The 18,332-nt window shown below is 63.3% G+C and carries 18 protein-coding genes and 1 pseudogene; 12 read left to right on the top strand and 7 right to left on the bottom strand.

Going from position 1 to position 18,332, the window contains the following annotated elements:
• Positions 1–5 precede the first annotated feature (5 nt).
• Positions 6–1,391, bottom strand: coding sequence for a DEAD/DEAH box helicase (locus tag CEQ44_RS12480; protein ID WP_088182721.1), 1,386 nt, complete (start codon positions 1,389–1,391; stop codon positions 6–8).
• Positions 1,392–1,700: 309 nt separating this feature from the next.
• Complete coding sequence (locus CEQ44_RS12475) at positions 1,701–2,171, bottom strand: pyridoxamine 5'-phosphate oxidase family protein (protein ID WP_088182722.1); 471 nt, start codon at positions 2,169–2,171, stop codon at positions 1,701–1,703.
• Between the two features lie 99 nt (positions 2,172–2,270).
• On the opposite strand from CEQ44_RS12475, the gene CEQ44_RS12470 reads away from it, so the two are divergent.
• From CEQ44_RS12470 to CEQ44_RS25095, 11 genes are all read left to right on the top strand, one after another.
• Positions 2,271–2,846, top strand: coding sequence for a NifU family protein (locus CEQ44_RS12470; protein WP_088182802.1), 576 nt, complete (start codon positions 2,271–2,273; stop codon positions 2,844–2,846).
• A gap of 98 nt (positions 2,847–2,944) precedes the next feature.
• Entirely contained in the window at positions 2,945–3,571 is a 627-nt protein-coding gene (gene tsaB / locus CEQ44_RS12465) for a tRNA (adenosine(37)-N6)-threonylcarbamoyltransferase complex dimerization subunit type 1 TsaB (protein ID WP_088182723.1), read from the top strand.
• Positions 3,568–4,047 carry a GNAT family N-acetyltransferase gene (locus CEQ44_RS12460; RefSeq protein WP_088182724.1) on the top strand — a complete coding sequence of 160 codons (480 nt, stop codon included), beginning with the start codon at positions 3,568–3,570 and terminating at the stop codon, positions 4,045–4,047. Before tsaB ends, CEQ44_RS12460 begins: the two co-directional genes overlap by 4 nt.
• A gap of 112 nt (positions 4,048–4,159) precedes the next feature.
• Positions 4,160–4,591 carry a MucR family transcriptional regulator gene (locus CEQ44_RS12455; protein ID WP_088182725.1) on the top strand — a complete coding sequence of 144 codons (432 nt, stop codon included), beginning with the start codon at positions 4,160–4,162 and terminating at the stop codon, positions 4,589–4,591.
• Positions 4,592–4,728: 137 nt separating this feature from the next.
• On the top strand, positions 4,729–5,151 hold the full coding sequence (locus CEQ44_RS12450) for a Fur family transcriptional regulator (RefSeq protein ID WP_088182726.1): 423 nt from the start codon (positions 4,729–4,731) through the stop codon (positions 5,149–5,151).
• A 4-nt stretch (positions 5,152–5,155) separates the two neighbouring features.
• On the top strand, positions 5,156–5,914 hold the full coding sequence (locus CEQ44_RS12445; RefSeq protein WP_088182727.1) for a 1-acyl-sn-glycerol-3-phosphate acyltransferase: 759 nt from the start codon (positions 5,156–5,158) through the stop codon (positions 5,912–5,914).
• 8 nt (positions 5,915–5,922) lie between these two features.
• Entirely contained in the window at positions 5,923–7,287 is a 1,365-nt protein-coding gene (gene miaB, locus CEQ44_RS12440; RefSeq protein ID WP_088182728.1) for a tRNA (N6-isopentenyl adenosine(37)-C2)-methylthiotransferase MiaB, read from the top strand.
• Positions 7,288–7,408: 121 nt separating this feature from the next.
• On the top strand, positions 7,409–8,413 hold the full coding sequence (locus CEQ44_RS12435) for a PhoH family protein (RefSeq protein ID WP_088182803.1): 1,005 nt from the start codon (positions 7,409–7,411) through the stop codon (positions 8,411–8,413).
• 99 nt (positions 8,414–8,512) lie between these two features.
• Complete coding sequence (ybeY, locus tag CEQ44_RS12430; RefSeq protein ID WP_088182729.1) at positions 8,513–9,022, top strand: rRNA maturation RNase YbeY; 510 nt, start codon at positions 8,513–8,515, stop codon at positions 9,020–9,022.
• Positions 9,023–9,073: 51 nt separating this feature from the next.
• Entirely contained in the window at positions 9,074–10,015 is a 942-nt protein-coding gene (locus CEQ44_RS12425) for a hemolysin family protein (RefSeq protein WP_088182730.1), read from the top strand.
• Positions 10,016–10,097: 82 nt separating this feature from the next.
• On the top strand, positions 10,098–11,579 hold the full coding sequence (locus tag CEQ44_RS25095) for a DUF2142 domain-containing protein (protein WP_088182731.1): 1,482 nt from the start codon (positions 10,098–10,100) through the stop codon (positions 11,577–11,579).
• Between the two features lie 48 nt (positions 11,580–11,627).
• On the opposite strand, the pseudogene CEQ44_RS25290 reads toward CEQ44_RS25095, so the two are convergent.
• The 4 genes and pseudogenes from CEQ44_RS25290 to CEQ44_RS12400 form a co-directional block, all read right to left on the bottom strand.
• Positions 11,628–11,960 (bottom strand): annotated as a pseudogene (locus CEQ44_RS25290) (phosphatase PAP2 family protein); the annotation flags it as partial.
• Between the two features lie 211 nt (positions 11,961–12,171).
• Positions 12,172–13,587 (bottom strand): dihydrolipoyl dehydrogenase, encoded by a 1,416-nt coding sequence (lpdA, locus tag CEQ44_RS12410; protein WP_088182732.1) that lies wholly within the window; start codon positions 13,585–13,587, stop codon positions 12,172–12,174.
• 12 nt (positions 13,588–13,599) lie between these two features.
• On the bottom strand, positions 13,600–14,019 hold the full coding sequence (locus CEQ44_RS12405) for an acyl-CoA thioesterase (protein ID WP_088182733.1): 420 nt from the start codon (positions 14,017–14,019) through the stop codon (positions 13,600–13,602).
• Positions 14,019–15,353, bottom strand: a complete 1,335-nt coding sequence (locus CEQ44_RS12400; RefSeq protein WP_088189866.1) for a pyruvate dehydrogenase complex dihydrolipoamide acetyltransferase — start codon at positions 15,351–15,353, stop codon at positions 14,019–14,021. Before CEQ44_RS12400 ends, CEQ44_RS12405 begins: the two co-directional genes overlap by 1 nt.
• Positions 15,354–15,537: 184 nt before the next feature.
• On the opposite strand from CEQ44_RS12400, the gene CEQ44_RS12395 reads away from it, so the two are divergent.
• Complete coding sequence (locus tag CEQ44_RS12395; protein ID WP_088182734.1) at positions 15,538–15,993, top strand: universal stress protein; 456 nt, start codon at positions 15,538–15,540, stop codon at positions 15,991–15,993.
• 9 nt (positions 15,994–16,002) lie between these two features.
• Here CEQ44_RS12395 and rnr read toward each other — a convergent pair whose 3' ends face one another.
• Positions 16,003–18,315, bottom strand: coding sequence for a ribonuclease R (gene rnr / locus CEQ44_RS12390; RefSeq protein ID WP_088182735.1), 2,313 nt, complete (start codon positions 18,313–18,315; stop codon positions 16,003–16,005).
• Positions 18,316–18,332: the final 17 nt, after the last annotated feature.

The following is an 18,332-nucleotide window of genomic DNA, read 5'->3' as shown; positions in this document are numbered from 1 at the left end:
TGCTTTTAGCGCGGTGCGCCGGTGCGCTGGACGGCGCCCTTGTGCGCGCCGACCCCGCCACCACCGCTGCGGCGACGGTTGAACGGCCGCTTGGCAGGCGCGTCACCTTCGGCGCGATGCGCGCGATCGGGGGCGCCGCGCTGCTGGCGCTGGCCGTCCTGATATTTGCGCTGGCCATCGGCGCGACGCGCCTGCTGCTGCGGGGTCTGGCTCGGCCCCTTCTTGGGCGCGGCAGGCTTGGGCAACGCCCGCACCGCGTCCATGAAGTTTTCCGGCAGGGCCACGACTTCCAGCTTTACGCGGGTCGTCTTTTCGATCGCCTTCAAATAGGGACGCTCGTCATCCGCCACAAAGCTGATGGCGATGCCGTCGGCACCGGCGCGCGCCGTCCGTCCGATGCGGTGGACATATTGTTCGGCGACATTGGGGATTTCGAAGTTGATGACGTGGCTGACGCCGGACACGTCGATGCCGCGTGCGGCGATGTCGGTCGCGACCAGGAGCTTCACCTTGCCCTGGCGGAATGCCTGGAGCGCGGTGGTGCGCTGACCCTGGCTCTTGTTGCCATGGATGGCGAAGGCGTCGATGCCGGCGCCTTCCAGGAAGCGCACGACGCGGTCCGCGCCATGCTTGGTGCGGGTGAAGATCAGCGCGCGGTCGATCTCTTCGCTCTGGAGCACCAGATGAAGGAGCGCCTGCTTCTCACCCTGGTTCACGAAATACATCTGCTGGTCGACGCGCTCGGCGGTGGTCGATTGCGGCGCGACGCTGACCTTGACCGGATTGTTGAGGAACTGCGCGGCGAGCGCCTCAATCTCCTTGGGCATGGTGGCCGAGAAGAAGAGATTCTGGCGGTCGGCGGGCAGCATCTTGGCGACGCGCTTCAAGGGATGGATGAAGCCCATGTCCATCATCTGGTCGGCTTCGTCCAGAACGAAGATTTCGACGTCCTTGAGTGTCAGGGCGCGCTGGTCGATCAGGTCGAGCAGGCGGCCCGGCGTCGCGACAACGACATCGACGCCGACGCTTAAGGCGCGGATCTGCTTGCCGATCGGCACGCCGCCGAACACGGTTTCGACCGACAGCTTGAGGAAGCGGCCATAGTCGCGGAAGCTCTGCGCGATCTGTGCGGCGAGTTCGCGGGTCGGGGCCAGCACCAGCATGCGGCAGCCCTTGACTGGCGTCTGCTTGGGATTGCGGGCGAAATAATCGAGGCTGGGCAGCGCGAAGGCCGCGGTCTTGCCGGTGCCGGTCTGGGCGATGCCGCACAGATCCTTGCCTTCCAGCAGGACGGGGATCGCCTTTTGCTGGATTGGGGTCGGGGTGACGTAATTTTTGGAGGCGAGCGCCTTCATGATGGGCTCGGCGAGACCAAGTTCGTTGAATTGCATTGAGAAAAACTCACAAGTGGCCAGAACGCCAACTTGCTCTGCGGACGCAGGAAGGGCGCGAGGCGGGTTACGAAACGACCCGCGTGAAAAGGGAAGCCTCAAGCTTGGCGCAGACTCTCATTGGCCGGTCCGTGGTCCTCACCTGGCCAATGAGGCCAATTGGGATTGCGGACGATCACGCTGCCAATCGCTAGGGGGCCGAAACGGCCCGTCTGCTGCGCTGCAACGCATATGGCGAAGTTGCAGGCAAATAGCAAGCGGCCGCGGATATGCACCGCGGCCGCTGATTTTCAGGCGAGAAAAATGGCGTCAGAGCACCACTTCGGCATGTTTGCCCTTCATCTCGTCCCGCACGTCGCCGCCGAACAGCATCTTGAAGACGCCCTTGATCGACATGTCCGAACGCCAGATTTCCGCGGCGCCAAGATCGAAGCGCAGCATCAACAGGTTGGGATCGTTGCGGCCACCCGGATACCAGGCCTCGACCTCCTTGGACCAATAGCGATCGATGATGGCTTCATCAGTTTCAGGCGTCAGCGTTCCTTCGATGCAAGCGAAGAGGTTGTGATCCTTTGCCGCATATTGCGCCATCGCCGGACCGCCGGGGGCCAGCCGGTTGTCGCGCGACGTATAGAACCAGAAACAATGGTTGGCGTTCGGATCGAGTTGCGCGGTCATCGGCGCGCTATGCTCAGCGCTGTTCTGCAGACCCAGCATCAGGAACGGGCTGCTCGACAGTTCGGCCCAGAAACGATCTCGAATTTCGGCTGCGTCGCTCATTATCCTGTCTCCTTGTTGCGTTGCCTCCTTAAATCGCCGGGAAGGAACGAAGTTCCCGAAACGCTTGATCTTGGCGGCGGCAATCGCCACATGGGCACCATGCTGATCGAGACCGAACTGACGCCCAACCCGGCGACCATCAAATTCCTGCCCGGACGCGAAGTCATGGGCACCGGCACGCGCGATTTCGCGACGCCGGAGGAGGCGGAAGCATCGCCGCTGGCCGATGCGCTGTTCGGTCTGGGCGATGTGACCGGCGTTTTCTTCGGCGGGCATTTTATCTCCGTGACGATCGCGCCGGGATCGGAGTGGTCCGATGTGAAGCCCGATGTGCTGGCGACGCTGCTGGAGCATTTCTCCGCCAACATGCCGCTGTTTACGCCTGGTTCCGCGGCGGGGATCAGCGTGCCGGCCGATGAGGACAGTTTCGTCGATGATCCCGAAGATGCCGAGATCGTGGAGCAAATCCGCGACCTCATTGATACGCGGGTGCGGCCGGCGGTGGCCAATGATGGCGGCGATATCATCTATCGCGGGTTTGACAAGGGCACCGTCTACCTCAAGATGCAGGGCGCCTGTTCGGGTTGTCCGTCTTCTACCGCGACGCTGAAGAACGGTATCGAACAGTTGCTTAAACATTATGTGCCCGAAGTGACCGAGGTCCGCGCGGTCTGAAGCCCGTTCGGACATTTGGCAAATCTTCAAGGATCGACTAACCGCAGGACGAATCCGCAAAGCATGGATGCTTGGGGCGGATGCTTGAGGGGGTTTGCTTGCGTCTTCTGGTGATCGACACCGCCACCCAGGCTCTGTCCGTCGCGCTGTTGGAGGACGGGACGCCGATCGGCCATTTTCACCAAGTCGTCGGGCGCGGCCATGCCGAGGCGCTGTTGCCTGCAATCGCCGCGTTGCCCGATGGCGGGCGCGCCGACGCGATTGTCGTGGATGTGGGACCGGGCAGCTTTACCGGGGTGCGGATCGGCATTGCCGCCGCGCGCGCGCTGGCGCTGGCCTGGGATATCCCGCTGCACGGCTATAGCGCCCCGTCGCTGATCGCGGCAAAGGCGGCGCAGGATCATGATGGCTGCCCGATCGCGGTCACTATCACCGGCGGCCATGGCGAACTTTTTTGGCAATGCTTCACAGCCGACGGGATGACGGCAACGACCGTGATCGCTTCCACTCCGATTGCGCAGCTCTCGCAAATGCTCGATGCGCCGACCCTCTACGGCACTGGCGCGGAAGCGCTGGTGACTGCGCGTGGCGGCGGCGCAGCGATCACCCTCTATCCCGATGCAGCCGATTATCCCCTGATCGCCAGCCTGGAGCCCCTGCCCCCCAGCCCGATCTACGGGCGTGGCGCGGACGCGACGACCATGGCGGAGCGCGCGGCGTCATGATTCCCGACCTGCATATGAGCGTCTATGACGAGGGCGAACGCAATGCGCTGGCCGATGCGATGGACGTCATGGCCCGCGCCTTCGACCCCGTCTTCGGCGAGGCCTGGACCATGCCGCAACTGGCGGGGGTGATAATGATGCCGGGCACTTGGCTGACGATCGCCCGCCTGGACGCCGCGCCGCTGGGCTTCGCGCTGGTGCGGTCGGTACTGGACGAATGCGAATTGCTGTTGCTGGCGGTCGATCCGATCTGGCGCGGGCGGGGCATTGGCGAGACATTGTTGCGCCACAGCCTGCGCACGGCGCGTCAACGCAGCATCACATCCATGAACCTGGAAGTGCGCTCCACGAATAAGGCGGTCAAACTATACGAGAAAACCGGGTTCGAGTATGTACATCGCCGCCCCGGTTACTATCGCGGCAATGATGGTCAACTTCACGATGCGCTCAGCTTTCGCATCGACATGCTGGCATGAACCACTAGGGTCTTGCGAAATCGTCCGCTAAGGTCTAGCGACCATATACCGCTCCTGAAACGAAATCCTTGGGCGGGTCGCACAACAATATAGCCTTGTAGGAAACAGGAAAATGGAAATCGAATCGGCCCAGAGCGAGTTGCTCATTACTTTGACCTCGGACATTGTGGCTGCCCATGTTTCGAACAACAGCGTCGCCGTCTCTGACGTGTCTACGCTGATCCAAAATGTTCATGCTGCGCTGTCGGGTCTGAGCCAGCCCGCCCCGGTGCCTGAAGTCAAGCTGGAGCCGGCCGTTTCGGTCCGTTCGTCGATCAAGCCCGACTATATTATATGCCTGGAAGACGGCAAGAAGCTCAAGATGCTCAAGCGCCACCTGATGACTCATTACCAGATGACGCCGGACGACTATCGCGCCAAGTGGGGCCTGCCCGCCGATTATCCGATGGTCGCGCCCAATTATGCCGAACAGCGCCGCAACCTGGCGAAGAAGATCGGTCTTGGGACCAAGCGTCGCCGGACGACCACTGCGCGCGCCAAGTAATGCGTCTGGCTGATCCGTCAGCCGCATTGAAAAGCCGTCAAGGAAAGGGGCGCGTCGCCGACGCGCCCCTTTCATGCATAGGGAAAAGTCGCTAGGCTCGATACAACCTGTCGCACCCAGCCATTAAGCGAGCCTGCATGAACCGCAAAATCGACGTCGAAGCCCTGTGCCACGAGAAGGGACTGCGGATCACAGAGCAGCGCCGCGTGATCGCGCAGGTGTTGAGCGACGCGACCGACCATCCCGATGTCGAAGAACTGCATCGCCGTTCCGCGGCGATCGATCCGGGCATTTCCATCGCCACGGTATATCGCACGGTGCGCCTGTTCGAGGAGGCCGGTATTCTGGACCGGCATGATTTCGGCGACGGCCGCGCCCGGTACGAAGCGGCCCCGGAATCGCATCACGATCATTTGATCGACGTCGAAACAGGTAATGTCATTGAGTTCGTCGACCCCGAACTGGAACAGTTGCAGAAGCTGATCGCGGAGAAGCTGGGCTTCCGCTTGGTCGATCATCGCATGGAATTGTACGGCGTCGCGCTCGAACGGAAGACCTGACAGATTGAGCCGATTACGCCGGACGATCCGCATCGCGGCGTTGATCGCCAGCTTGATCGTCTGCCTGATCCCGCACCTGATGTGGCGTATCGCGCGCCGCCCGTCGCCGTGGCCGCGGCGATTTCTGGCGCTGGCTGCGTGGTCGGTCGGCGCGCGTGTGCGGATCGACGGGCGACCGCATGGTGGCGAGATGTTTCTGCTCGCCAATCATGTCAGCTGGATCGATATATTGGCGCTGGCCGGCGCGACCGGCGCAGCCTTCGTCGCGCATGACGGCATTGCGAAGTGGCCGCTGATCGGCTGGCTGGCGGCGCAGAATAATACATTGTTCGTCGCGCGCGAGCGGCGAGGCGCTCTGGCGGGCCAGTTGGACGCGCTGCGCATGGCTATGCTGGGGCTTCAGCCAGTGGCGCTCTTTCCCGAAGGCACGACCAGCGACGGCAGCGGTCTGCTGCCGTTCAAGCCGGCCTTGCTGGCTGTGCTGCTGCCGCCGCCGCGCGCGGTGCTGATCCAACCGGTGCATATCGATTATAGCGCGGCGACGGCGGACATCGCCTGGTATGGCGACGAAACGGCCGGCGCCAATGCCAAGCGCGTGCTGGGGCGCAAGGGGACTGTGCCGGTCACGCTCCGCTTCCTGGAGCCGTTCGATCCGGTAAGCTGCGCCGATCGCAAGGTGATCGCGGCCACCGCCCATGACCGTATCGTGCAGAGCATCGCCCTGCATCAGCGCCCTTCCGCTTCACCCCCGCCCTCTGTATAGCGGTCGCGATGAATCATAACGATACCCCTCCCAAACTTGCCACGACTGCCCCGGCGACTTTCCACGTCAAATCCTTCGGCTGCCAGATGAACGTCTATGATGGCGAGCGCATGGCCGAAATGCTGGGCACGCGCGGCATGACTGCGGCGGCGGAGGGGGCCGACGCAGACCTCGTCATCCTCAACACATGCCACATCCGCGAAAAGGCGGTGGACAAGGTCTATTCCGATATCGGCCGCATGGTGCGCGAGGACGGCAGCCGCCCGATGATCGCCGTTGCCGGTTGTGTCGCGCAGGCCGAAGGCGGCGAAATCCAGCGCCGGGCGCGCACCGTCGATATCGTCGTGGGTCCGCAGGCCTATCACCGGCTACCCGATTTGATCGACAAGGTCGGGCGCGGTGAGACGGCGATCGACACCGACATGCCACTGGCATCGAAATTCGGCGCCCTGCCCGCCCGGACAAAGCAGGCCCGGCCGACGGCCTTCCTGACGATCATGGAAGGGTGCGACAAATTCTGCACCTATTGCGTGGTCCCCTATACGCGCGGCGCGGAAATCAGCCGGTCGTGGAGCGCGATCATCGACGAGGCCAAGGCGCTGGTCGATGGCGGCGTGCGGGAGATCACGCTGCTGGGCCAGAATGTGAATGCCTGGACCGGGGAAGACGACAGGGGCGCGATGCAGGGCATGGACGGGTTAGTCCGCGCCTTGGCGAAGATCGGCGACCTCAAGCGCATCCGCTATACCACCAGCCATCCCAACGACATGAGCGACGGCCTGATCGCCGCGCATGGCGAGGTGGAGAAGCTGATGCCCTTTCTCCATCTGCCGGTGCAGTCGGGCAATGACCGTATCTTGAAGGCCATGAACCGCAGCCATAGCGTGGACAGCTATCTGCGCATTATCGATCGCGTGCGGACGGTGCGGCCCGATATTGCGGTGTCGGGCGACTTCATCGTCGGTTTCCCCGGTGAAACTGACGCGGAGTTCGAGGATACGTTGAAGATCGTGGATCAGGTGCGTTACGCCCAATGCTACAGCTTCAAATATAGCCCCCGCCCCGGCACGCCGGCCGCCGATATGGATCATCAGATCTCCGCGGCCGTGATGGACGAGCGGCTGGCCCGGCTCCAGGCGGCGATCAACCGGCATCAGGTGGATTTCAATGCCGCCACCATCGGGCACAGAACCGACATTCTTCTGGAGCGCAAGGGCCGCTATCCCGGCCAATTGATCGGCAAGACGCCCTGGCTCCAGTCCGTCCATGTCACCGTGCCCGACCTTTCGATCGGCGACATGGTCGAAGTCGATATCATCAGCGCCGGTCCGAATAGTCTGGCCGGCGAACCCAGCAGGAGGCAGGCCGCTTGAACCAAAAAACCGTCGTTCCGGCATATGCAGGAACCCCTCTCCGCCCCTGTCCACCCGGATCGAACGGCGGAAGATGGATACTCGCCCTGGCGAGCATGACGGATGGGAAAAGGGGCTGACCATGGGCAAGAAACCGAACCAACATCATCGCGAGCCCGTGGCCGAAAAGGCGCGGCTGGAAGTCACCTTCGAAAAGCCGCATCTGCTAGGCACCTTGTTCGGTCAATATGACCGCAATCTGGTGGCGATCGAAAATCGGCTGGGCGTCTATATCGCCGCGCGCGGCAACAAGTTGCAGATCGAGGGCGAGGCGCAAGCCGCAGCGCGCGCCCGCGACGTGATGACCGGCCTCTACAACCGTATCGTCGCGGGGCAGGAAATCGACACAGGGGCCGTCGAGGCGGTGATCGCCATGTCGTCCGAACCGACGCTGGACGGCATCATCCGCAGCGACGTGGCCGAACCGCCCAAGGTGATGATCCGCACGCGCAAGAAGACGATCGTCCCCCGCTCCGCGACGCAGGTCACCTATATGGAGGCGCTCAATCGCAACGACATCATCTTCGCGCTCGGTCCGGCAGGCACCGGCAAGACCTATCTGGCGGTGGCGCAGGCAGTCAGCCAGCTTATCACCGGCAGCGTCGATCGGCTGATCCTGTCGCGTCCCGCGGTGGAAGCGGGCGAGAAGCTCGGCTTCCTGCCCGGCGACATGAAGGAGAAGGTCGATCCCTATCTCCGCCCGATCTACGACGCGCTGCACGATACCCTGCCCGCTGAGCAGGTCGAGCGGCGGATCGCGAGCGGCGAAATCGAGATCGCGCCGTTGGCCTTCATGCGTGGACGGACGCTAGCGAACGCCTTTATCGTACTGGACGAAGCGCAGAACACGACCATCGCCCAGATGAAGATGTTCCTGACCCGTTTCGGCGAAGGCAGCCGCATGGTCATCTGCGGCGATCCCAAACAGGTCGACCTGCCGCAGCCGGGCACGTCGGGCCTGGCCGATGCGGTCGCGCGGTTGCAGGGCGTGGAGGGGATCGCGATGGTGCCGTTCGGCATTGCCGATGTCGTGCGGCATCCGGTGGTCGGGCGCATCGTCGAGGCTTATGAGGGGCCAGATGCGTAAATTGCAAGCCCAATCCGCTCAACCGGAGCCTGTCGAAGGGTTCCTATTTAAGAAGAATCGGGCTTCGATAGGCGCAGCCCGAACGGGATATACACGCAGATGATTGAAGTCGCCGTCCTGCATGAAGAGGGCTGGCCCGGCACGGACTGGGAATTGCTGGCCCAGCGCGCCGTGGCCGCTGCCATCGCGCACAGCCCCTATGCCGCCTTCGCCAGCGACGAGGCGCTGTATGAGATTGCGGTCAAGCTGACCAGCGACGAGGAGGTCCACAGCCTCAATCGCGCCTATCGCGACAAGGACAAGCCGACCAACGTCCTGTCCTTCCCGATGGTGCAGGACGACATGCTCCAGGCAACCGGCAACACCGACGATGGCGAAGTGCTGCTGGGCGATATCGTGCTGGCGGAGGGGGTATGCGCCGCAGAAGCGGCGGAAAAAGGGATATCGGTCGCCGATCATGCCACGCATCTGATCGTCCACGGGACTTTTCATTTGCTTGGATATGACCATATGGACGACAATGAGGCTGAAGCAATGGAAGCGCTGGAGATTGCAGCGCTTCTGAGCATGGGCCTTTCCGATCCCTATGGGGATCGCAACGGCGTTTGATGGGCGCGTTTTCTCAAGAGAAAACGCTCTGACAGGGGAATAGAAGCGATTATGGCTGACGGCAGTCCCAAGGACGGCACCGCTTCGAAAGAAGGGGATAGTAGCAACGAGGGCGGATTATGGAGCGGCATCAAGTCGCTCCTGTTCGGCGAGGGTGAGGAAACCAGCCTCCGCAAGGAGCTGGAAGAAGCGCTCGACGAATATGACGAGGATGAGCAGGACGAGAATAGCGCTGCGCCGGCCAAGGGCGACCTGTCGGCGATCGAACGCCAGATGGTGCGCAACCTGCTCCATTTTTCCGAACATACCGTCGATGATGTCGCCGTGCCGCGTGCTGACATCGTGGCGATCGAGGAGAAAGCGAGCTTTGCCGAACTGGCCGACCTGTTCGCCGAGGCTGGCCATAGTCGCGTGCCTGTTTATCGGGGGACGCTCGACACGATCGTGGGCATGATTCACATCCGCGACGCTTTTGCGATCCTGGCCGGCAAGTCGCCTGTGCCCGAAACGCTGGAGCCGCTGATCCGCCAGCCGCTTTATGTGCCCGAAAGCATGGGCGCGCTAGACCTGCTCGCCGAAATGCGCGCCAAGCGCACCCATCTCGCCATCGTGCTGGATGAATATTCCGGCACGGAAGGGTTACTGACCTTCGAAGATCTGGTCGAGGAAATCGTCGGCGACGTCGAGGACGAGCATGACGATGCGCGCGAAGCGATGCTGGTGCCGCTCGATGGCGGCCTGTGGGAAGCCGATGCGCGCGCCGAACTGGACGATGTCGCCGAGGAGATTGACGAGAAGCTGGGCGACGTCGAAGAGGATGTCGATACGCTGGGCGGCCTGGCCTTCGTCCTGGCCGGGCGTGTGCCGGAGCCTGGCGAGATACTGGACCATGGCCCGAGTGGCTGGAAGCTGGAGATCGTCGCGAGCGATGGGCGCCGGGTGACCCGGTTGCGGCTGCATCCGCCGGTCGAGCGGGAAGTGGCGGAGGCGTAAAAGCCTGCGCTTCTTCGCTATCTGGCCAGCAATAAAGGATTGCGGTCGCGAAATGTTAAGCTGCGCCGCATAGGGTGCGGCCATGCGGAACGAGCGGAGCAGATTTACCGACGCGGCGGACATGCTGTTTACAGCACCTTGGACGCCGATCGAAAGGCTGCTGCTTGCGGCGGTCTGCATCGCCACCGTCTTCTTCTGCATTGTCACGCCCCCCTTCCAGGCGCCGGACGAAAATCAGCATTATATGAAGGCGCTGGCGCTGGCGCAGGGGCATGTGTTGACCCAGCAGCGCGGCGAAGCAATCGGCGTGGCGTTGCCGCGGGCGGCGCTGGATATCCATGCCGTGGATTTTCCTACGGATGTGCCCCCGACCGTGAGACGCTTCGACCGGGCGCAGATCGCCGACAGCGCGTCCGCCGACGCCGGGCGTCCCGGCATGGCCTTCGCCGACTTCCCCAACGTCGCCAGTTATGCGCCCAGCCTCTATGCGCCGGGTGCGATAGGACTGATGCTGGGACGGGCGCTGGATAGATCGTGGATCGACGCTTTTTATATCGGGCGGCTAGTCAACGCGCTGACAGGGCTGGCGCTGCTGATCGCGGCGCTGCGCCTTTTGCCGTTCGGCCGCAACGCCTTGCTCGCCACGGCCTTGCTGCCGACCTTCGCCTATCAAACGGGATCGCTGTCGCCCGATTCGGTCATCAACGGCCTTGGCTTTCTGGGCTTGGCGCTGGCGCTGCGCACCGGGTTCATGGGGGTGGCGCCGGCGCGATCGGCGGCGTTGCTGCTGATCGTCCCGCTGCTGGCGCTGTGCAAGGGCGTGTATCTGCCGATCATGGCGGCGGGGCTTCGTTGGCCGCAGAATCGCCGCGACCTGCGCACGGGGCTGATCCTGGGGGCGATGGCGCTGGGCGCGATCGTCTTTATAGGCTGGATGCACTATTCGGGCGGGAGCCAGGCGCTTTATCATATCCAGTCGCGCAAGACCGGCGAAACGATGATGACCGCGCCGCTGCGCGATCAGCTTGCCATCCTGCTGAACGATCCGGTCGGTTATGCCCGCATCCTCGTCAGCAGCGTGGTCGAGCGCGCGCCGGTCTATGCTTTGCAGATCGTCGGGCGTTTCGGCTGGAATGCGATCCTGTTGCCGGTGGTCGCCTATCCATTGGGACTACTGATGCTGGGCGCGGGCGTCGCCAATGGCAGCGGTGCGCGCTTCGGCATAGGCCAGCGCCTGTGGTGGCTGGCGGTGGCGGGTGGCGTCGCGCTGCTGATAGAAACGGCCATGTATTTGACCGGCACGCCGCTGGGCGCTGACTATATTCAGGGGACGCAAGGGCGTTATTTCCTCCCGATCCTGCCTCTGGTGCTGATCGCTCTGTCGCCCGAGAGCGCCGTGCGGGGTGCGCAGCGCATCTTTGCCGCCGCTGCGATCGCGCTATTGCTGATCGCCGCCGCGACGGTGTTCGACAGCTTCTGGGTCCATGGTTTTATCACCAGCGACGGGATGCCGCCGTATGAAAGCATCGCGCGCGCCCTGTTGCTCCCCTCCCCGCGCTGGTAGCCAAACGCGGCATAGAGCCAGCCAGCCCAGCCCCTCGATCCAGCCAGCGGTGACGTCGCTCGGCCAATGAACGCCAAGCCAGACGCGGCTGACGCCGATCAGCGCGATGACCGCAGCAGCGACGACATAGCCGATCCGCGATCCTGCCAGCATCGCAATCGCGCCGAAAAACATCATGTTGCCCGCCGCATGGCCGCTGGGAAAACTATAGGTGTGGACGATGTCGAGATGGGGGAGCAGGTCGGGCCGGGGCGCGGCGAAAATCTGTTTTAGGCCAAGGTTGAGCAGTGTGCCGCCTGCGATCGTCAAGGCGAGCCAGCGCGCGGCGCGCCAGAGCCCAAACCAGATTAAGGGCAGCAGCGCGACAGCGAGCAATGCCATGCGCCCGGCCGTTCCGCCGACCGCCGATGCCAGCCGCATGACCATGGTGACCGGCCCGCCTGTCACCGTGTCCCGCGCCTGCCCCGCCGCTGTCATCAGCCCGACATTCACACCGTCGAGCCATCCAGCCCGCTGCATCAGCGCGATCGCCAGGACGCAAAAAAGCGCGAGAGCCAAAGCCCCCGCGCCTTTCAGCGTCAATGTGCGCCGATCAGATATGGAGCGCACGGCCATAAGCGGCGAGCACGCTTTCATGCATCGATTCCGAGATGGTAGGATGCGGGAAGACGGTGTGCATCAATTCCGCCTCGGTCGATTCCAGCGTCTTGCCGATGGTATAGCCCTGGATCATTTCGGTCACTTCCGCGCCGATCATATGTGCGCCCAGCAATTCGCCGGTCTTGGCGTCGAACACCGTCTTGGTGAAGCCTTCCGCTTCGCCCAACGCGATCGCCTTGCCATTGCCGATGAAGGGGAACATGCCGACTTTCACCTCATAACCCGCTTCCTTCGCCTTGGCTTCGGTCAGGCCAACGCTGGCGATCTGCGGGTGACAGTAGGTGCAGCCAGGAATGTTGCGCACGTCCATGGCATGGGGATGCACATCCTTGTTACCCAGAGCCTGTGCGATCGCTTCGGCGACGATGACGCCTTCGTGGCTCGCCTTATGTGCCAGCCATGGCGGCGCGGTGACGTCACCGATTGCCCACATGCCATCGACATTGGTGCGGCCATATTCGTCGGTCTTGATGTGATAGCGCTGGTCCGGTTCGATGCCGACATCTTCCAGCCCCAGATTTTCGACATTGGGGACGATGCCGATGGCGACGATGACGTGGCTATATTCAGCTTCGATCGCCTTGCCGGCCTTGTCCTTGATCGTTGCGGTCACGCCCTTGTCGTCCGTCGCGATCTTCTCGATCTTCGCGCCGGTCAGCACGGTCATGCCCTGCTTCTTGACCGCCTTTTCGAGGAAGGCTGAGACATCGGCATCTTCTACCGGAACGATTCGGTCCATCATCTCGACCACGGTCACGTCCGCGCCCATGTCATTATAGAAGCTGGCAAATTCGATGCCTATAGCGCCAGAGCCGATGACCAACAGCTTGGTCGGCATTTCCGGCGGGGTCATGGCGTGGCGATAGGTCCAGACGCGCTTGCCATCAGCCTTGAGCTTGGGCAAATCGCGGGCGCGGGCGCCAGTGGCGATGATGATATGCTTCGCCGTCAGTTCTTCGGTCTTGCTATCCTTGGTGACGGACAGCTTGCCTTTGCCGGTCAGCTTGCCGTCGCCCATATGGACGGTGATCTTGTTCTTCTTCATCAGGTGCGTGACACCCTGATTAAGTTGCTTGGCGACGCCGCGCGAACGCTTCACCACGGCTTCAATGTCGGCTGTGATATTGTCCGCTGCCAGGCCATAATCCTTGGCATGCTGCATGTAATGGAAAATTTCGGCCGAACGCAGCAACGCCTTGGTCGGGATGCAGCCCCAGTTCAGGCAGATGCCGCCCAGGTTTTCGCGCTCGACGATCGCAGTCTTGAGGCCCAACTGGGCGGAACGGATCGCGGCGACATAGCCGCCGGGGCCCGACCCCAGAACGATGACGTCGTAATTCTCAGCCATGATCAGTCTCGCTTACTTGTCTTGGTTGTTTGACGCGCCCGGCAGGGGCGGCACGGAACGGGGCTGGCGATCTTCGCCGATCGCCACGAAGCTGAAAGTCGCATGGGTCACGCGATAGGACCGATCGTCATGCCGGGCGCGACGCCACGCTTCTACATAGATTTTCATCGACGTGCGACCGACGGATTTGAGCGTTGCAAAAACCGAAACTTCGTCACCGACCACGACCGGGCGCAGAAAGGTCATCCCCTCCACCGCGATCGTCACGGCGCGGCCATGGCTGTGCCGGGCGGCGACCGATCCGGCCGCCGAGTCCATCACGCTCATCAACCAGCCGCCGAAAATATCCCCATAGGGATTAGTATCGGTCGGCATGGCGATGACCCGCACCGCCGGACTGATATCCGGCGGGGTTTCGTCCGCATAGGGCATCAGGCGAGCATACCGATCGGGTTTTCGACCAGATCCTTGAACGCCTTCATCAAGCTTGCGCCATCTGCGCCATCGATCGCGCGATGATCGAAGCTGCCGGTCGCCGACATGACGGTCGCGATCTGAAGCGAGTCATCGACCACGAAGGGCCGCTTTTCACCCGCGCCGATCGCCATAATCATCGCCTGGGGCGGGTTGATGACGGCTTCGAACTGCTTGATGCCGAACATGCCCATGTTGGACAGCGACGCGGTGCCGCCCTGATATTCTTCGGGCTTCAACTTGCCGTCCTTGGCGCGGCTGGCCAGATCCTTCATCGCGTTGGAAATGGCGGCAACGCCCTTGCCGCCCGCGTCGGTGATGATCGGGGTGATGAGCCCACCGGGGATCGACACGGCGACGCTGATGTCGGCGCGCTGGAATTGCAGCATCTGGTCGCCGGCGAATTGCACGTTACATTCGGGCACCTGCACCAGCGCGACGCCCAGCGCCTTGATGAGCAGATCATTGACCGACAGCTTGACGTTGCGGCTGGCGAGGCCGGCGTTGAGCTCGCCGCGCAGCTTGAGCAGTTTGTCGAGCTGGATATCGACGGTCAGGTAGATGTGCGGCACGTTCTGCTTAGATTCGGTCAAGCGGCGCGCGATCGTCTTGCGCATCCCGCTGAGCTTGACGACGTCGTGCGGGATACCGAAATCCTGCGCGGCGGCAGCGACCGGTGCGGTGGTCGGAGCAGCGGGCGCGGCGGGCGCGGCGGGCGCGGCAGCGGCGGGGGCAGCCGCCGGCGCAGCGGCACCGGGCTGGGCGCCGTCGATATCAGCCTTGACGATGCGGCCATTGGTGCCGGTGCCGGTAATGCCGGCCAGATCGACGCCCTTGGCCTGCGCCAGGCGGCGCGCCAGCGGGCTGGCTTTCACCCGGTCGTCTGATGCGATTGCAGGCTTGAGCGCGGCGGCCTCAGCCTTGGGCGCAGGCGCGGCGTCCGCCTTCGGGGCGGATGCGGCTTGCGCCTTTTCAGGAACGGGATCAGCCTTTGGCGCGGGGGCGGCGTCCGCCTTGGCACCGCCAGCGGCGACGGTCGCGGCATCTTCGCCCTCTTCGGCGATGATGGCGATGACGGTGCCGACCTTCACGCCTTCGGACCCTTCGGCGATCAGTATCTTGGCGATCACGCCTTCATCGACCGCTTCAAATTCCATCGTCGCCTTGTCGGTTTCGATTTCCGCCAGCAGATCGCCGGACGATACCGTATCGCCCTCCTTGACCAGCCATTTGGCCAGCGTCCCTTCCTCCATGGTTGGGGACAATGCGGGCATCTGGATCGTCTTGCTCATGCTTTCGGGCCTCTTCTTGGCTTTACGGCTTTGGTCATTTTGATGCCCGTTTTCACCCATTCGCCGGATCGGTCAAGGGACGCCTTGCCAGAGGCGCTTTTATGTCCCACATTTCACCTCTATGGTTCGTTGGGCTGTTTTGCCGATGCCTAACGCCATTAATTGCATGCGGGGGCGATAAGAAGTGCGGACATATCTGGTCGTCGTGGACGAATCGCCGGAAGCAGAAACCGCTTTGCGCTTCGCTGCGCGGCGTGCCGCCAAGACAGGCGGCGCGGTCCGCATCCTGGCGTTGATCCCGCCGGCCGAGTTCGTGCAATGGGGCGGCGTCCAGGCCACGATGGAGGACGAGGCGCTGCAACGCGCTGAGGCGCTGGTGACCAGCGCAGCGGGCACACTGACCGATGAATCAGGCATCCGCCCCAGCATTACCGTGCGCCAGGGCGACGCCGTGACGGTGGTGCGCGGCACGCTGGACGAGATGGACGATGTCGCCGCGCTGGTGCTGGGCGCCGCGGCCAGCGGCAATCCGGGGAAGCTGGTGACGCATTTTGCGGGCGCGGACGCGGGCAAGCTGCCCTGCCCACTCATGATTATTCCGGGCGGGCTGGATAGCGAGGCGATCGACCGGCTGAGTTGATCGTCGAAATTACCGCTTATGCTTGCCGCGCTTTGCGCCCTGATGGCGGATATTGACCGGCCGACCGCGGTGTGTGCCGGGACGGGTCCGATCGCGCTTCATCGGTCCGCCGCGGGGCGCGGGATTGTCCGGCAGTTCGAAACGGAGCGAGCCGTTGATCGGGTCCGCCTCCGCCAGCCGTAGCTCCAGCCGCTGGCCGACCGTATAGCGATCGCCGCTCTCCACGCCCTGCAATGCCTTGCCCGCTTCATCATAGAAGAAATGTTCGGCGCCCATGGTCGATACAGGCACTAGGCCATCGCCGCCCAGCCCGTCGACCGTCGCGAAGAAGCCGAAATTCTGGACCCCGGTGATGCGCGCCTTGACGATTTCGCCGACATGGGCGGAAAGGAAGGCGGCGACATAGCGATCGACCGTGTCGCGTTCCGCCTCCATCGCGCGGCGTTCATGGCCGGAGATGAGTTCGCCGACCCGGCCCATATTCTCATAATCATCCTGGCTGAGTGACGAACGGTCCGGAATCGTCCCCCCCTTTGGCGCGGGCAGTTCCAGGCTGTAGGCGCCGACCAGCGCCCGATGCACCAACAGGTCCGCATAGCGCCGGATGGGCGAGGTGAAGTGGGCGTAACTGCCCAGCGCCAGCCCGAAATGGCCCATATTCTGCGGCGCATAATAGGCCTGGGTCTGGCTGCGCAGGATCTGGACCATGATCTGCTCCTTCTCCTCCGACTCCGCGATCTTGCGTATCAGGGCGTTGAAAGTCGCCGGGCGGATCACCTGGCCGAGTGCGAAATCCATGTCGAAGGTGGCGAGATAGTCCTTGAGCGCAACCAGTTTGTCCCGGCTGGGCGCTTCATGGACGCGGTACATGACTGGCGCCTTCTTCGCCTCCAGCGCCTTGGCCGCAGCGACGTTGGCGGCGATCATATAATCTTCGATCAGCATATGCGCGTCGAGCCGTTCGCGCACCGCGACGCTAACGATCTTGCCATGCTCGTCCAGCACCACCCGCCGTTCGGGCAGGTCGAGCGCCAGCGGATCGCGCGCGTCCCGCGCCTTGCGCAGCAGCGCCCAGCAGGCCCAGAGCGGTTTTAGCGCCGGTTCGAGCAGCGCATTGTCCTTATCGCCATCAATCGCGGCCTGCGCATCTTCATAGGCCAGCACTGCTGCTACCCGGATCACGGCGCGGGTGAAGCGCCAAGCGGTCACCTTGCCCTGCGCATTGATGGTCAGGTGGCAAGCCATCGCCGCCCGGTCCTGCCCGGCGCGGAGCGAACACATGTCGGACGAGAGGTCATGGGGGAGCATCGGCACGACCTGATCGGGGAAATAGACGCTGTTGCCGCGCTTGCGCGCTTCCTTGTCCAGCGCGCTGCCGGGGCGAACATAGTAACTGACGTCGGCGATGGCGACGATCGCCTTATAGCCGCCGGCATTGGCTTCATCGTCATCCGGGGTCGCCCAGACCGCATCGTCATGGTCGCGTGCATCGGAAGGGTCGATCGCGACGATCGGCAGGTGGCGCAGATCTTCGCGCTTGTCTTCATGCAGCGGTAGGGCGGATGCGGTGATCGCTTCCTCCTCCACCCGTTCGGGGAAGACATGGGGAATGCCATGTTTGTGGATCGCGATCAGACTGAAGCTGCGCGGGGCGAAGGGATCGCCAAGTATATCGGTGACCCGCGCGGCGATGCGCGGCGGGCGGCCATGGGGTTCAGCCAGCACCAAGTCGCCGGGCTTCGCGTTGCCGACGTCGCTGATCGGCGTGTCCTTGCGGATGCGCTTGTCGACCGGGCGCAGCCATAGCTTCCCGTCGGCCATCACCTCCACCACGCCCAGCAATTCCTCCTCGGCCTTGGCGAGCTTCTTCATGACGTGGGCGACGTAACCGCGTCCTGCTTCCTCGGTGCGGGCGAGAATGCGGTCGCCGATCGTCAAGGCGCCGCGCTTGCCGCGCTCCAGCACGCGTAGGCGGGGGGCCGGCTGGCCTTCGGCTTCCCAGCGTTCGGGAGTAGCGATCAACGTCGTGTCATCGACATCGATGATGCGCAGCACCGTCACCTTGGGCACCCCGCCCATCTTGTGGAAAGCGCGGGCGGGGCCGAGATCGATCAGCCCCTCGTCCGCCATATCCTTGAGCAAGGCTTTCAGAGCGATCTTTTCCTGCCCCTTGAGGCCGAACGCCTTGGCGATCTCGCGCTTGCCGGCTGGCTGGTCTGAGGTGGCGATGAAATCCATCACTTCGTCGCGGGTGGGGAAGCCGGCGGGCCGGACTTTCGAGCGCGCCGGGACGGATGCTTTGTTTTTGGGGGTCGATGCCATAGATCAGCTATAGGGAG

Source organism: Sphingobium sp. Z007 (assembly GCF_900013425.1).
In the GTDB taxonomy this organism is placed as follows: domain Bacteria; phylum Pseudomonadota; class Alphaproteobacteria; order Sphingomonadales; family Sphingomonadaceae; genus Sphingobium.
The sequence above is the reverse complement of the archived record's forward strand: the minus strand, read 5'-3'. Positions and strand labels throughout refer to the sequence as shown.

Excerpts from the sequence above, each read along its gene's own strand:
- CEQ44_RS12470 (WP_088182802.1), top strand. The coding sequence starts at position 2,271 with ATGCTGATCGAGACCGAACTGACGCCCAACCCGGCGACCATCAAATTC.
- CEQ44_RS12450 (WP_088182726.1), top strand. The coding sequence starts at position 4,729 with ATGAACCGCAAAATCGACGTCGAAGCCCTGTGCCACGAGAAGGGACTG.
- CEQ44_RS12460 (WP_088182724.1), top strand. The coding sequence starts at position 3,568 with ATGATTCCCGACCTGCATATGAGCGTCTATGACGAGGGCGAACGCAAT.
- CEQ44_RS12425 (WP_088182730.1), top strand. The coding sequence starts at position 9,074 with ATGGCTGACGGCAGTCCCAAGGACGGCACCGCTTCGAAAGAAGGGGAT.
- rnr (WP_088182735.1), bottom strand. The coding sequence starts at position 18,315 with ATGGCATCGACCCCCAAAAACAAAGCATCCGTCCCGGCGCGCTCGAAA.
- CEQ44_RS12455 (WP_088182725.1), top strand. The coding sequence starts at position 4,160 with ATGGAAATCGAATCGGCCCAGAGCGAGTTGCTCATTACTTTGACCTCG.
- miaB (WP_088182728.1), top strand. The coding sequence starts at position 5,923 with ATGAATCATAACGATACCCCTCCCAAACTTGCCACGACTGCCCCGGCG.
- CEQ44_RS12405 (WP_088182733.1), bottom strand. The coding sequence starts at position 14,019 with ATGCCCTATGCGGACGAAACCCCGCCGGATATCAGTCCGGCGGTGCGG.
- lpdA (WP_088182732.1), bottom strand. The coding sequence starts at position 13,587 with ATGGCTGAGAATTACGACGTCATCGTTCTGGGGTCGGGCCCCGGCGGC.
- CEQ44_RS12400 (WP_088189866.1), bottom strand. The coding sequence starts at position 15,353 with ATGAGCAAGACGATCCAGATGCCCGCATTGTCCCCAACCATGGAGGAA.
- CEQ44_RS12435 (WP_088182803.1), top strand. The coding sequence starts at position 7,409 with ATGGGCAAGAAACCGAACCAACATCATCGCGAGCCCGTGGCCGAAAAG.
- ybeY (WP_088182729.1), top strand. The coding sequence starts at position 8,513 with ATGATTGAAGTCGCCGTCCTGCATGAAGAGGGCTGGCCCGGCACGGAC.
- CEQ44_RS12480 (WP_088182721.1), bottom strand. The coding sequence starts at position 1,391 with ATGCAATTCAACGAACTTGGTCTCGCCGAGCCCATCATGAAGGCGCTC.
- CEQ44_RS12475 (WP_088182722.1), bottom strand. The coding sequence starts at position 2,171 with ATGAGCGACGCAGCCGAAATTCGAGATCGTTTCTGGGCCGAACTGTCG.
- CEQ44_RS25095 (WP_088182731.1), top strand. The coding sequence starts at position 10,098 with ATGCGGAACGAGCGGAGCAGATTTACCGACGCGGCGGACATGCTGTTT.